We start from the raw sequence: 14,098 nt of genomic DNA, 5'->3' as shown, positions 1-14,098 counted from the left end.
GTGGTCACCCGTCTCTCGCACTTCTTTCTCCGCACCCTCCGTGAAGACCCCGCCGACGCCGAGGTCACGAGCCACAAGCTGCTCGTCCGCGCCGGGTACATCCGCCGCGCGGCGCCGGGAATCTTCACGTGGCTGCCGCTCGGGCTCAAGGTGAAGTCGCGCATCGAGACGATCATTCGCGAAGAGATGGCCGCTGCCGGATCGTACGAGGTGCACTTTCCGGCGCTCCTGCCTCGTGAACCGTACGAAGCCTCCGGCCGGTGGGAGTCGTACGGCGATGGCATCTTCCGCCTGAAGGACCGCCGCGGTGCGGACTACCTCCTCGCACCGACGCACGAAGAGATGTTCACGCTGCTCGTGAAGGATCTCTATTCGTCGTACAAGGATCTGCCGCTGTCGATCTTCCAGATCCAGGACAAGTACCGCGACGAGGCGCGGCCGCGCGCCGGTCTGCTGCGCGGGCGCGAGTTCACGATGAAAGACGCGTACACCTTCGACTACACCGAAGAGGGCCTGGACGCGAGCTACGAGGCGCAGCGCGATGCGTACGAGCGGATCTTCCAGCGTCTCGGCCTCGAGTACGTGATCGTCGCCGCCGACAACGGACTGATGGGTGGTGCGCGCAGCGAGGAGTTCCTCCACCCGATCGCGGTCGGCGAGGACACGTTCGTCCGCTCAGACGGCGGGTACGCTGCGAACGTCGAGGCCTTCACGACCGCCGCCCCCGTCGCGCTTCCGATCGAGGGCCAGCCTGAGCCACAGATCTTCGACTCGCCAGACACCCCCACGATCGACACCCTCGTCGCGCACGCACGCGCACACTTGGCCGCTCCCGCGCCGGGGATCGCCGGCCCCGCGACCGACGACGCCCGCGAGTGGACCGCCGCGCACACGCTGAAGAACGTCGTCCTCGCGCTCACCCACCTGGACGGCACCCGCGAGCTCGTCGTCGTGGGTCTGCCGGGCGACCGCGACCTCGACGAGAAGCGCGCAGAGGTCGCCTTCGCCCCGGCCGACGTCGAGGCGGCCACCGCCGAGGACTTCGAGCGCAACCCGATGCTCGTGAAGGGCTACATCGGCCCCTGGTCGCCCACCGGGGCGGTGCTCGGCGAGGAATCGGCCACCGGCATCCGCTACCTTCTCGATCCGCGCGTCGTCGACGGCACCGCGTGGGTCACCGGTGCGAACATCGATCAGAAGCACGTGCACTCGCTCGTCGCCGGCAGGGACTTCTTCGGTGACGGTGTGGTCCAGGTCGCCTCTGTGCGTGCCGGAGACCCGGCGCCCGACGGCTCGGGACCGGTCGAACTCGCACGGGGCATGGAGATCGGGCACGTTTTTCAGCTCGGGCGCTTCTTCGCCGAGACCCTCGGGCTCAAGGTGCTCGACGAGAACGGCAAGCTCGTCACGGTCACGATGGGGTCGTACGGCATCGGTGTGACCCGCATCCTCGCGATCCTCGCCGAGCTCAACAACGACGACAAGGGTCTGGTGTGGCCGGAATCGATCGCGCCCTTCGACGTGCAGGTGGTCGCGACCGGTCGGGATGCGGCGGCGTTCGCGCTCGCAGAGACGGTGTCGGCCGATCTCGATGCGGCGGGACTGGACGTGCTCTACGACGACCGACCGAAGGTCTCGCCCGGGGTCAAGTTCGGCGACGCCGAACTGATCGGCGTGCCGAAGATCGTGATCGTCGGGCGCGGTGCCGCGGACGGTCAGGTCGAGTTGTGGGATCGTCGCTCGGGTGACCGCGATGTCGTTCCCGCAGCTGAGATCGTGGCGCGTCTGACCACGCGCTGATCACGGACCGTCGTCGACCGGCGTTCGCCGACCTCTCACCGAATCGTCGCCGGACAGACGACAAACGGTAGGCATCCGTGCGACTCTGACGTTATGGCAGAGCACCACGCCGACGATCCGATCCCCGCAGAGGTCACCGACGCGCTGCGACGGGTGATCGACGAAGCGGACATCGAAACGGATGCCGACCTCGTCGCCCGTATTCTTGCGACCGGCATCGGCCTGGGCCGGGATGACACCGATCGGTTGGATCTGAAGATCACGTCGGCAGCGCTGTCGGAGATGCGCGCCGCGTTCCGCTTGTTCGCGCCCTATCGCGGGGTGCCGAAGGTGACGATCTTCGGTTCGGCGCGCACACAGCCCAGCGACGGCCAGTACATCGCCGCGGGCGAGATCGCCCGTGCGCTCGCCGAGCGAGGGTGGATGGTCGTCACGGGTGCGGGCCCGGGGATCATGCAGGCCGCTGCCGAAGGCGCCGGGCCCGAGCGGTCGCTCGGGGTGTCGATCCGGCTTCCGTTCGAAGAGAAGCCCAACGAGGTCATCGGGTCGACGGCCAACAACGTGTCCATGAAGTACTTCTTCACCCGCAAGCTGATGCTGGTGAAGGAATCCCACGGGTTCGTGTGCGTTCCTGGCGGGTTCGGCACCCTCGACGAGATGTTCGAGTTGTTGACGTTGCAGCAGACAGGCAAGGCCGAGCCGACACCGATCGTGCTTCTCGATGCACCAGGCGGCACCTTCTGGGAGGGTCTGCGCCGATTCGTCGACGAACACCTCGTCGGAGCAGGCGTGATCTCTCCGGACGACTTCGACAGGGTGCTCGTCACCGACTCGGTGGCCGCGGCCGACGACGAGATCACCGGGTTCTGGCGCAACTACGACTCCCTGCGATGGGTGGGGCGCCGACTCGTCCTGCGGTTGCGCGCCGAACCGACCGATGCCGAGGTCGCAGCGCTGAACGACGAGTTCGCCTTCCTCGTGGCAGAGGGGAGCATCGAGTGTCGGGGTCCGCTCCGTGCCGAGATCGCCGATGACGATCGGCTTGACCTGCCGCGACTCGTGTTCGTGATGGATCAGTTCCGAGTCGGTTCGCTGTATCGCCTCATCCGCGCGATCAACGGGCTCGGCTCAGCGCCGCAGGCGGCGACGGCCCGCTGACGGGTCGCCGTCACAGCCGTGCGTATCGCGCCCGGAAGAAGCAGTAGATGCCGTAGGCGAGGAGTCCGCATCCGATGCCGCCGGCGATCCACGGCCCGTAGGGCAGGCCGAGGAGCGAGGCGACGGCGGCGTCCAACCCGCCGGCGGTCTCGGGATCGATCTGCACCGCGGCGATGATGAGCAGGATTCCCACCACGGCGAGTGCGATGCCCTTCGCGACGTATCCGACGGCGCCGATGGCCACCACGGCGGTGCCGACGGGCGGCGACGGCAACATGAGATTCTTGCGGAACCGACGGCCGACGCCGATGACGACGAACCCGACGCCTGCCCCGAAGATCCCCACGCCGACTGCACCGAGGATGAAGGGTCCGCCGGGGGTGGAGAGCAATTCGCGGCTGACAGACTCAGCGGAGTCTCCGCTCTGCGATCGCGCGCCGAGCGCGACGGATGCGGCAAGACCACCGAGCGCGCCGTAGACCACCGCGCGTCCCCACGCCGCGAGGCGGCGGCCCCAGGCGCGCACCACGTCTCGCTTCTCGTTGCCCGACTGTCGCACGGTGATGCCGTCGACGATGAGCCACACCGCCAGTCCGGCGAGGGCCACGGCGCATACCCAGAGGGCCACGATTCCGAACGGCGCCTCGGCGAGGGCCTGGAACGCCCCCGCCTGATCGGTCTCCTCTTCGCCGCCGGTCGCCACGACGATGATGAGGATGCCGAGCAACACGTGCACGATGCCGTTCGCGACGTACCCGCCTCGTGCGAGGGTGCGTAGGGCGGTGCTGGACTCTGCGGACTGCGCTGCCTGCTGCACGTGATCGGTCACGCCGCGATCATAGATTCCGTCCGTCGCAGGAGGGAGGGGGTTGCTGTGTGCGGCCGCACGTGCAAGCGGTGCTCACGCGCCCTCGTGCAGACGGTCGCGGTGCTTGGCCGACTGACGGCGTGAGGTGGTGAGGTCGATCGGGCCCGTGACGCTCAGTTCGTCCTGCCACAGTTCGATGCCCTTCACGTCCGGCAGGCGATCGCGCGTGAACACCGGGTCGCGGCCTTCACGCCGTTGTGCGGTGTAGTCCTTGAGCAGACGGAACGCGATCCCGGACAGCAAGGCGATCGCGACGAGGTTCGTGAGGGCCATGAGACCCATGACGCCGTCGGCGAAGGTCCACACCAGGTCGGCGCCGACGACCGACCCGATGAGCACGGCCACGATCACCAGCATCCGATAACCGACCAACACCCCGCGGCGCATCGTGATGAACTCGATGTTCGACTGTCCGTAGTAGTAGTTGCCGATGATCGATGAGAACGCGAGCAGGAAGATGATCACGCTCAGCGCGATACTCGACCACGCGCCGAGGCTGTCCACGAGCGCGCCCTGGGTGAGACCGATGCCACGCTCGGCGCCGGCGAGATCGGGCACCGACACGAGGATGATGAACGCCGTGATCGAACAGACGAGGAAGGTGTCGAAGTAGACACCGAGGGTCTGGACGAGGCCCTGCTTGACCGGGTGCGTCACCGCCGCACTCGCCCCCGCGTTGGGGGCCGATCCGAGACCCGCCTCGTTGGAGAACATGCCGCGACGCACACCCGTGAGGATGATGTAGCCGAGGGATGCGGCCAGCACCTCGTTGGGGCCCCACGCCGCGGTGAAGATCTCGGCGATCACCCGCGGGAGTTGATCGATGTGGGTCGCGACGACGGCAAGGCCCAACAGGAGGTAGGCCAGCGCCATCGCCGGAACGAGTGCCTGCGTCACCGACGCGATGCGCCGGACTCCGCCGAAGACGACGAGCCCGGTGAGCACGGCGAGCACCGCGCCGATGGTCCACGGCAGCCAGGCGACGTCGGCCGCGTCGAACGTCGCGCTCACCGTTGCCGAGATCGTGTTGGCCTGGAGGGAACTGAACGCGAACGGAAAGCAGACGATGAGGATGATCGCGAAGAGGATGCCCATCCACCGCGCGCCGAGACCGCGCTGCATGTAGTAGGCCGGGCCGCCGCGGAAGCCGTCCGCGTCCTTGCTCTTGTACAGCTGGGCAAGGGAAGACTCGATGAAGCTGGTCGCGCCGCCGATGAAGGCCATCAGCCACATCCAGAACACCGCGCCCGGGCCGCCGAGCGCGATCGCCGTGCCGACGCCCGCGATGTTGCCGACCCCCACGCGCGAAGCGGCAGAGATCGTGAACGCCTGAAACGCCGACACGGACTGCGGCTTGCCGTCGTCGGTGCGGGGTGTGCGGTCGGTGAGCGTGCGGAACATCTCTGGGATGAGGCGGAACTGCACGACCCCGGACCGCACGGTGAAATACACCCCGAGCAGGACGACGATCGGAAGTACGAGCCAGGTCCAGAGTCCGTCTCCGAGGAAGAGCAGGGAGTCGTCGATCGCATCCATCGGGCCAGTATGGCCGTTTCTGTGGCCACGCAGAAAGAGCGGCGTGCGGCGGTAGAATCGCGATGGTGAGCGGAGAGCGGCCCCAGCATGCCCAGCGCCGCTGGAGCGCCCTCCCGAGGCTGATCGCGCGGGCCCCTGCACCGATCGCCGTGACCGTCGGTGCCGTCGCCCTGCTCCTGGGTCTGCTGATCGTCACACGCCCCCTGACCTCACTCGTCGTGCTGACGGTCTACATCGGGCTCAGCGCCATCCTTTCGGGCCTCGCAGACTTCGCCCGCGGCCGTGCGGACAGCTGGACGAGTCGGATCATCGCCGGTGCGTGGATTCTGCTCGGCGTCGCGATCCTCGCCGGTCTCGGGCGCAGCCTCGAGGCCCTGCCGGAGGTGCTCGCCGTGCTGCTGATCCTCGGCGGTCTGGCCTCCGGCTACGACGCGATCAGTCGGGGCCGGATCAGCTCGCGGGTTCTCGCCATCGCCTGGGGCGCGGCGCAGATCGTCTTCGGCATCCTTGCGCTCACGTGGCCCGATGTCACCGTGCTCGTCGTCGCCATCGTCTTCGGCGTGCGCACGGCGGTATTCGGTCTCACGACCCTCAGCCGTGGCATCCTCACCCTCCGTGGACCCCGCGCCGACGACGGACGCGCCGGTGAGCAGGCGGATGCCGGCGAGGTGGCCGATGCCGCCATGTCGGCGCGCGCCCGTTTCTGGACCGCGGCCGGACGCTACGCGCTCTCGTTCGTGCTCGTCGGTGCCTCCATCGGCGGATGGTGGCTCAACGACTGGGTCAACCAGGGATCATCGGTCGTCGATGCGTTCTACGATCCTCCCGCGGTCGTGCCCTACGAGCACGGCAGGCTCATCCGCGCGGACGACTTCGTCGGTCAGCACCCGCCCGACGGCGAAGTCACCCGCATCCTCTACACCACACGCGACGCGATGGGTCAACCCGCCGTCGCCAGCGCCCTGGTCATCGCTCCCGAAGACCGAGGACCGGGCGCGCGGCCGGTGATCGCCTGGAACCACGGGACCACCGGGGTGGCTCGCGGCTGCGCGCCGAGCCTTCGGGACGCGTCGGCCACCCGATGGGCGATCCCCGCGCTCAACGACGCCATCGACCGCGGATGGGTGGTCGTCGCCTCCGACTACACGGGTCAGGGTGCACCCGGCGTCTTTCCCTACCTGATCGGCCGGGGCGAGGCCCAATCGTCGCTGGATGCCGTGCTCGCCGCGCGCGAGCTCGAAGGACTCGCTCTGTCGCCGCGGACGATCGCGTGGGGCCACTCACAGGGTGGACACGCCGCACTGTGGATGTCGGAGGTCGCCGAGACCTACGCGCCCGACCTCGACATGCGCGGCACGGCGGTGATCGCCCCCGTCGCCGATCCGCGGGCGCTGGCGGGCGAACTGCTCACCCGCGACGACGACGTGCTCCTGTCGATCCTCACCGCCTGGGTGCTGGTGCCGTACGCCGACACGTACTCGGATGTCGACCTCGACCGGTACGTCGCGCCCGGCGGCGAGACGATCGTGCGGGAGATGACCCAGCGATGCCCGACCGAGCCGGGCGTGGTCGTGTCCGTCGCCACGGCGCTCGGGGTGTCGGAGGACCGTCCGCTCTACCTCGGCGACCTCACCGCAGGTCCCCTGGGTGAGCGGCTCGCGGAGAACGCGGCGCGAGGCCCGTGGGGAACCCCGCTCCTGGTCACGTGGGGGGACGCCGACGAGGTCGTGCCGCCCCGCTTGCAGGAGGAGTTCGTCGAACAGCTGTGCGAGGACGGCGAACGTGTGCGTTGGGCGGTGTACGGCGGGTATGAGCACCTCGAGCCCCTGCTACCGCCGTCGCGGTTCCTTGGCCTTTTGATCTCGTGGACGGATGCCGTGATGAACGAGCGTCCCTTCCCGCTCGACGACTGCGCGCGGTACGGCGTCGGTGAAGGCTCGGGGTCGTGAGCCGTCGCATCGGGTAACGTTGTAGGGTTCCGGCGCACTGCCGCCGGTGAGAGCTGAATACGGAGGACCCATCGTGGACATCGATCTCGGACTGCTCAGGACCGTCGAACGCGAAAAGGAGATTCCCTTCGACGAACTCGTCGGCATCATCGAACAGGCCATCCTGACCGCCTATGCCCGCCACACGTCGAACGAGGGAACTCTGCCCGAGGGCGCTCGCGCCGAACTCGACCGCAAGACCGGTCACGTCGCCGTGTACATGCCCCTGCGCGATGAGGACGACGTCATCATCGGTGAAGAGGAAAGCACGCCAGAAGACTTCGGCCGCATCGCCGCGTTCGCCGCGAAGCAGGTCATCAGCCAGCGCCTGCGCGATATCGCCGACGACGCCGTCCTGGGCGAGTTCCGCGGCCGCGAAGGTGACATCGTCGCCGGCGTCGTGCAGCAGGGACCCAACCCGCGCATGGTCCACGTCGACCTCGGAACCGTCGAGGCGATCCTTCCTCCTGAAGAGCAGGTTCCGGGTGAGGAGTACGCGCACGGCTCGCGCGTCCGGGTGTACGTGACGTCTGTGTCCAAGGGCACCAAGGGTCCGTCGATCACCGTGTCACGCACCCACCCGGGCCTGGTGCGCAAGCTCTTCGCCCTCGAGGTGCCCGAGATCGCCTCGGGGCTCGTCGAGATCGTGTCGTTGGCCCGCGAGGCGGGGCATCGCACGAAGATCGCCGTGAAGGCGAACGACCCGTCGATCAACGCGAAGGGCGCCTGCATCGGCGAGCTCGGGCGGCGCGTCCGTGCCGTGACCGAAGAGTTGGGCGGAGAGAAGATCGACATCGTCGACTTCGACCCTGAGTTGGCCGCCTTCGTCGCCAACGCGTTGTCGCCCGCCAAGGTCACGTCGAGTTTCATCCTCGACGCCTCCAGCAAAGCAGTGCGCGCTCTCGTTCCCGACTACCAGTTGTCGCTGGCGATCGGCAAAGAAGGGCAGAACGCGCGCCTGGCCGCCAAGCTCACCGGTGCCAAGATCGACATCCAGCCCGACAGCGTGCTGGAGTCCTGACGCGTCGGCGCAGGGCGCGCGAGGTGTACCATGGAACCCGTACGAACGTGCGTCGGATGCCGCACGCGTGCCTCTCGGTCCGCCCTTCTGAGGGTGGTTGCCATCGACTCCGTCCTCATCATCGATGAGCGGGCGATGCTCCCGGGGCGGGGCGCGTGGGTACACGACGCACACAAATGTATGGATGCCGCCCTGCGGCGCCGTGCTTTCGTACGTGCACTCCGTGTGTCAGGCCCGCTTGACACGCAGACCATCGAGAAACGGCTGAATGGCTATGGAAACAAAGTGAACGGCTCGAAATGAGACCCGTCCGCAACTAATGGTCTGCCCTGTCTGGGTAGACCTCAGACAGGAGAACTGTGGCAAACGCCAAACCACGTGTGCATGAGATCGCGTCGGAGTTCGGCGTCGACAGCAAGAAGGCATTGGCCAAGCTGAAAGAGCTCGGCGAATTCGTCAAGAGCCCTTCGTCGACGATCGAGCCCCCCGTGGCCCGCAAGCTGCGCGCCGCCCTCGAAGCCGACGGCGCCAAGCCCGCTGCGGCCGACGACGCCTCTGCCGGCAAGAAGCCGGCCGATACCAAGCCCTCCGGCGGTGCGAAGCCGTCCGGTCCCAAGCCCGGTCCTGCGCGACCGGCGAAGCCGGCTGAGTCCGCGGCGCCCGCGCCGGCTGCGCCCCAGGCGCCCAAGCCCACGCCGGCTCCCGAAGCTCCCGAGGCTCCCGCCGCGTCGTCCAAGCCCGGCCCCAAGCCCGGCCCCGGCGGAGCGTCCCCGCAGGCTCCGCGCCCCGGCGGCTCGGCGCGCCCGGGCAACAACCCGTTCGCGTCGTCGCAGGGCATGGGCCAGCGTCCGTCCGGCCCGCGCCCGGGCAACAACCCGTTCGCGTCGTCGCAGGGCATGGGTCAGCGACCCAACCCCGGCAACATCCCGCGTCCCCAGGCTCCGCGTCCGGGTGCTCCGCGCCCCGGCGCTCCGCGGCCCGGTGGTGGCGGTCGCGGCGGTGGCGGCGGTCGTCCCGGTGCTCCGTTCCAGCAGCGTTCCGGCGGTCCCGGTCGTCCCGGTGGCGGCGGCGGCGGTGGCTTCCAGCGTCCCGGCGGCGGCCCCGGTGGATTCGGTGGTCGTCCCGGTGGTGGCGGTCGCGGTCGTGGCCCGGGCGGTGGCACCGCAGGTGCCTTCGGAAAGGGCGGCGGAAAGTCGAAGCAGCGCAAGTCGCGTCGGGCGAAGCGGCAAGAATTCGAGATGCGGTCGGCGCCGGTCGTAGGCGGCGTCAACGTCCAGAAGGGCAACGGCGAAACGATCCGCCTGCGTCGCGGCGCGTCCATCGCCGACTTCGCGGACAAGCTCGAAGCCCTGCGCGGTTACACCGTGCAGCCCGGCACGCTCGTGACGATCCTGTTCAACCTCGGAGAGATGGCCACGGCCACCGAGTCGCTCGACGAAGCGACTTTCGAGGTGCTGGCGGAGGAACTGGGCTACAAGATCCAGATGGTCTCGCCCGAGGACGAGGACAAAGAGCTCCTCGAAGGGTTCGGTCTCGACCTCGAGGCTGAACTCGAGGCCGAGAGCGACGAAGATCTCGAGATCCGGCCTCCCGTCGTCACCGTCATGGGCCACGTCGATCACGGTAAGACGCGACTGCTCGACGCGATCCGGCAGACGAACGTCATCGCCGGTGAGGCAGGCGGCATCACGCAGCACATCGGTGCCTACCAGGTGTGGACCGAGCACGAAGAGATCGAACGCGCGATCACGTTCATCGACACCCCGGGTCACGAGGCGTTCACCGCCATGCGTGCCCGTGGTGCACAGGTGACCGACATCGCGATCCTCGTGGTCGCCGCCGACGATGGCATTATGCCGCAGACGGTCGAGGCGTTGAACCACGCCCAGGCCGCCGACGTGCCGATCGTCGTCGCCGTCAACAAGGTCGACAAGCCCGAGGCGAATCCCGGTCGCGTGCGCCAGCAGCTCACCGAGTACGGTCTGGTCGCCGAAGAGTACGGCGGCGACGTGATGTTCGTCGACGTCTCGGCCCGTGAGGGGCGCGGCATCCAGGATCTGCTGGACGCCGTCCTGCTCACCGCGGACGCCGGTCTCGACCTCACGGCCAACCCGAACAAGTCGGCCCGTGGCGTCGCGATCGAAGCGAAGCTCGACAAGGGTCGCGGTTCGGTGGCCACCGTCCTCATCCAGTCCGGAACGTTGCGCGTCGGTGACGCCATCGTCGCGGGCACGGCGTACGGTCGCGTTCGCGCGATGATCGACGAGAACGGTGAGGCCGTCGACGAAGCCGCGCCGTCGCGTCCGGTGCAGGTGCAGGGGCTCAACTCGGTCCCGCGCGCCGGTGACGTCTTCATCGTGACCGAAGAAGACCGCACGGCCCGTCAGATCGCTGAGAAGCGTGAAGCCGCCGAACGAAACGCCCAGCTGGCGAAGGCGCGCAAGCGCATCTCGCTCGAGGACTTCACGCGGGCCCTCGAAGAAGGCAAGGTCGAGTCGCTCAACCTCATCATCAAGGGTGACGTCTCGGGTGCCGTCGAGGCGCTCGAAGAGTCGCTCATGAAGATCGAGGTCGACGATTCGGTCCAGCTGCGCATCATCCACCGTGGTGTCGGCGCGATCACCGAGTCCGACATCAACCTGGCGACGATCGACAACGCGATCGTCATCGGCTTCAACGTGCGTCCCGACACCAAGGCCCGCGAACGCGCGTCGCGTGAGGGTGTGGACGTCCGGTTCTACTCGGTCATCTACAACGCGATCGATGACGTCGAGCAGTCGCTCACGGGCATGCTCAAGCCGGAATACGAAGAGGTGCAGTCGGGTGTCGCCGAGATCCGCGAGGTGTTCCGCTCCTCGAAGTTCGGCAACATCGCCGGTGTGATCGTCCGTTCGGGCACCATCACGCGCAACGCCAAGGCACGCGTCATCCGCGACGGTGTGGTGATCGCCGATGGCCTGGCCATCGAGTCGCTGCGCCGCTTCAAGGATGACGTCACCGAGGTGCGTACCGACTTCGAAGCCGGTATCGGCCTCGGAAAGTACAACGACATCCAGATCGGCGACGAGATCGAGACCACGGAGATGGTCGAGAAGCCTCGCGGCTGATCGCATATCGGTGAGGGGCACCTGCGGGTGCCCCTCACCCGTCGAAAGGAACATCATGGCCGGTGAACGTCAAGCACGTCTGGGCGACCGCATCCGCGTGATCCTCGCCGAACGCCTCGAGAAGGGGTTGCGCGACCCGCGGCTCGGCTTCGTCACGATCACGGACGTGCGCGTGACGGGCGACCTGCAGCACGCCTCGGTGTTCTACACGGTCTACGGCACCGACGAAGAACGTGTCGCCTCCGCCGAGGCGCTGAAGTCGGCGACCGGCATGCTTCGCAGCGAAGTCGGCAAGCACTTGAACGTGCGCCTCACCCCGTCGCTGGAGTTCATCCCCGACGCGCTGCCCGACAACGCCGGCCACATCGCCGACCTGTTGCGCGAGGCACGCGAACGCGACGAAGCCGTGGCCGGCCTCGCGTCCTCCGCCCAGTACGCAGGCGAAGCCGACCCCTACCTGAAGCCCCGCGAAGACGACGAAGGCTGACGCGCCGAAGGCATCCGGCAGCGACACCGCCGGCCGAGGCCGTCGGACCCGTCGGCGGCAAGGACGTCAGCATCCTCAGGTGTCCGTCGTGCGGGTGATCGATGGTCGCCTGCCGCGGGCGGCTACCTCGGCAGTCGCAACATCCCGCCGACGGCTTCGATGAGGCCGTCGACGACGAGGGAGTCGATCGCACGGTCGCGTTGACGGGCGTCCGGCCAGGTCGGGATCACCTCCGCTTGCGCCACCTCGTGGGTCGCGGCATCCCGCAATGTCTTCAAGACCGCGCCGCGCGCCTGCCGGTCGCTTCCCTCATAGGGTGCCTGGCGGCGCCGCTCGTCGCCGGTGTCGGGGTATCCCGCCGTGCGCCACGCGCACGCGGACGCGATCGGGCATGTCTCGCACCGGGGGGTGCGTGCGGTGCATACCGTCGCACCGAGTTCCATCGCAGCCGCATTGACGAGCGCGGACGCCGCAATGTCGCGCGGGAGAAGCGCGTCCATGCGTGCGAGGTCCGCCTTCGCCGGGGGACCCGGCTGGCTGCGGCCCTCGACGGCGCGGGCTATGACCCGGCGCGTATTGGTGTCGACGACGGGATGCCGGTCGCCGTAGGCGAACACCGCGACCGCGCGGGCCGTATAGTCGCCGATGCCCGTGAGTGCGAGGAGGTCGTCGACGTCGCGGGGGACGACGCCGTCGTGGCGGTCGCGGATCTCGACCGCCGCCCGATGCAACCACAGGGCACGCCGCGGGTAGCCCAGGTTCGCCCACTGCTGCACGGCCTCGGCAGGCGCATCCGCCGCGAGATCCGCCGGGGTGGGCCAGCGCTCGAGCCACGCCTCGAGGTGTGGGATGACCCGGGTCACGGGTGTCTGCTGGAGCATGAACTCGCTCACGAGCGTGCCCCACGCGCCGAACCCGTCGCGCCGCCAGGGGAGATCCCGAGCGTTCTCGCGGTACCACTCGATGAGCGCAGTCGCGATGTCGGGCACGCGGTTCAGCCTATGCGGCGTTCGATGTGTTGGTCTCGAGGGGATCTGCGCAAGTGAGGACGATCCGCATGCCGTGCACCCGCTGCCGTGCGGATCTCCTCGATTGCGCTGCGGCCGACGACTCCTCCCCAGGCGGGATGTGGGCTGTCGCCTGCGCAGATCGTGCGATCGCCCCGACGCGGCCACGATGTGCTTCGAGAATCGAGCAATGCCTCGAGCAGACCCTGTCGGCACGGTGTCGGCGATCGGTGGCGTCGCGCGCACCGCGACGCTTCTCTCGCGCGGTCTGAGTCGACACCGTCTCGCGCAGGCGCTGGATGCCGCTGCCCTCCAGCGCGTGCGTCGAGGATGGGTGGCGTTGCCTCAGGCCGACCCCGAGCTCGTGAGCGCCGCGCGACACGGCGTTGTGCTGAGCTGCATCACGCGCGCCCGCCGCCTCGGGCTGTTCGTGCTGGACGAGCCGGAGCCGCACGTTGCCGCACCGGCGCACTCGGGCGCGGTGGTCGGATCACGGGCACACGTTCACTGGGCGAAGCCGCTCGTGCCGCGGCATCCCGATGCCCTGGAAGATCCGATCGAGAATGCGCTGGCCCTCGTCGCTGCGTGCCGTCCGCGCGAGCCGGCGCTCGCGGTGTGGGAGTCTGCGCTGCGGCGCGGGCTGGTGAACGCGGAGGCCCTGGCGAGGCTGAAGCTGACGGGGGTCGCCCGAGGCCTCCTCGAGGAGGCCTCGCCCTGGTCGGACTCGGGCCTCGAGACCTTCGTGCCCCCTCGGCTGCGTTGGCTGGGGCTTCCCATCCGCCGGCAGATCTGGATCGCCGGGCACCGCGTCGATTTCCTCATCGGCGACCGACTGGTGCTTCAGGTCGACGGCGGGTCACATGTCGGCGCGCAACGAGAGCGTGACATCGCGCACGACGCTGCTCTCACCCTGATGGGCTACCACGTGATCCGTGTCGGCTATGGCCAGGTCGTCGATCGCTGGCACGAGGTTCAGGAGCTCATCATGGCCGCCGTGGCCCAGGGCCTGCACCGGGTGCGTTGAGCCACGCTTCCGAGGAGTTCTGCGCAATCGAGGACGAACACCGCGTGAAACACCCGCTGTAGTGCAGATCTCCTCGATTGCGCGGGTCTTGCGGGGCTCCGG

The 14,098-nt window shown here is 68.5% G+C and carries 11 protein-coding genes; 8 read left to right on the top strand and 3 right to left on the bottom strand.

Features of this window, described 5'->3' with window-relative positions; all coding sequences use genetic code 11:
• Complete coding sequence (locus ACFQZV_RS11690; protein ID WP_378753772.1) at positions 1-1,800, top strand: proline--tRNA ligase; 1,800 nt, start codon at positions 1-3, stop codon at positions 1,798-1,800.
• Positions 1,801-1,893: 93 nt separating this feature from the next.
• Positions 1,894-2,958 (top strand): LOG family protein, encoded by a 1,065-nt coding sequence (locus ACFQZV_RS11685; RefSeq protein WP_378753770.1) that lies wholly within the window; start codon positions 1,894-1,896, stop codon positions 2,956-2,958.
• 10 nt (positions 2,959-2,968) lie between these two features.
• On the opposite strand, the gene ACFQZV_RS11680 is transcribed toward ACFQZV_RS11685, so the two are convergent.
• Both ACFQZV_RS11680 and ACFQZV_RS11675 read right to left on the bottom strand, forming a co-directional pair.
• Positions 2,969-3,787, bottom strand: coding sequence for a DUF1206 domain-containing protein (locus ACFQZV_RS11680; protein ID WP_378753768.1), 819 nt, complete (start codon positions 3,785-3,787; stop codon positions 2,969-2,971).
• Positions 3,788-3,859: 72 nt separating this feature from the next.
• Positions 3,860-5,362 (bottom strand): alanine/glycine:cation symporter family protein, encoded by a 1,503-nt coding sequence (locus ACFQZV_RS11675; protein WP_378783320.1) that lies wholly within the window; start codon positions 5,360-5,362, stop codon positions 3,860-3,862.
• 62 nt (positions 5,363-5,424) lie between these two features.
• Between ACFQZV_RS11675 and ACFQZV_RS11670 the strand changes: the two genes are divergently transcribed.
• From ACFQZV_RS11670 to rbfA, 5 genes are all read left to right on the top strand, one after another.
• Positions 5,425-7,311 (top strand): lipase family protein, encoded by a 1,887-nt coding sequence (locus tag ACFQZV_RS11670; RefSeq protein ID WP_378753764.1) that lies wholly within the window; start codon positions 5,425-5,427, stop codon positions 7,309-7,311.
• Between the two features lie 73 nt (positions 7,312-7,384).
• Complete coding sequence (gene nusA / locus ACFQZV_RS11665; protein WP_378753762.1) at positions 7,385-8,371, top strand: transcription termination factor NusA; 987 nt, start codon at positions 7,385-7,387, stop codon at positions 8,369-8,371.
• Between the two features lie 30 nt (positions 8,372-8,401).
• Positions 8,402-8,674 carry a YlxR family protein gene (locus ACFQZV_RS11660; protein ID WP_378753760.1) on the top strand — a complete coding sequence of 91 codons (273 nt, stop codon included), beginning with the start codon at positions 8,402-8,404 and terminating at the stop codon, positions 8,672-8,674.
• A 77-nt stretch (positions 8,675-8,751) separates the two neighbouring features.
• Positions 8,752-11,478, top strand: a complete 2,727-nt coding sequence (gene infB, locus ACFQZV_RS11655) for a translation initiation factor IF-2 (RefSeq protein ID WP_378783349.1) — start codon at positions 8,752-8,754, stop codon at positions 11,476-11,478.
• A 55-nt stretch (positions 11,479-11,533) separates the two neighbouring features.
• The gene (rbfA, locus tag ACFQZV_RS11650) at positions 11,534-11,965 is read left to right on the top strand and encodes a 30S ribosome-binding factor RbfA (RefSeq protein WP_378749701.1); all 432 of its coding nucleotides are present in this window, start codon (positions 11,534-11,536) and stop codon (positions 11,963-11,965) included.
• A 122-nt stretch (positions 11,966-12,087) separates the two neighbouring features.
• Here the strand turns inward: rbfA and ACFQZV_RS11645 are convergent, their stop codons facing one another.
• Positions 12,088-12,954 carry an A/G-specific adenine glycosylase gene (locus ACFQZV_RS11645; protein WP_378749699.1) on the bottom strand — a complete coding sequence of 289 codons (867 nt, stop codon included), beginning with the start codon at positions 12,952-12,954 and terminating at the stop codon, positions 12,088-12,090.
• Positions 12,955-13,162: 208 nt separating this feature from the next.
• Here ACFQZV_RS11645 and ACFQZV_RS11640 point away from each other — a divergent pair, with 208 nt between their 5' ends.
• Positions 13,163-13,996 carry an endonuclease domain-containing protein gene (locus ACFQZV_RS11640; RefSeq protein ID WP_378749697.1) on the top strand — a complete coding sequence of 278 codons (834 nt, stop codon included), beginning with the start codon at positions 13,163-13,165 and terminating at the stop codon, positions 13,994-13,996.
• Positions 13,997-14,098: the final 102 nt, after the last annotated feature.

Source organism: Microbacterium koreense (assembly GCF_042677105.1).
GTDB classification, from domain to species: Bacteria; Actinomycetota; Actinomycetes; order Actinomycetales; family Microbacteriaceae; genus Microbacterium; species Microbacterium koreense.
Note: the sequence above shows the minus strand (reverse complement) of the source record. Positions and strands in the feature narration are given on the sequence as shown.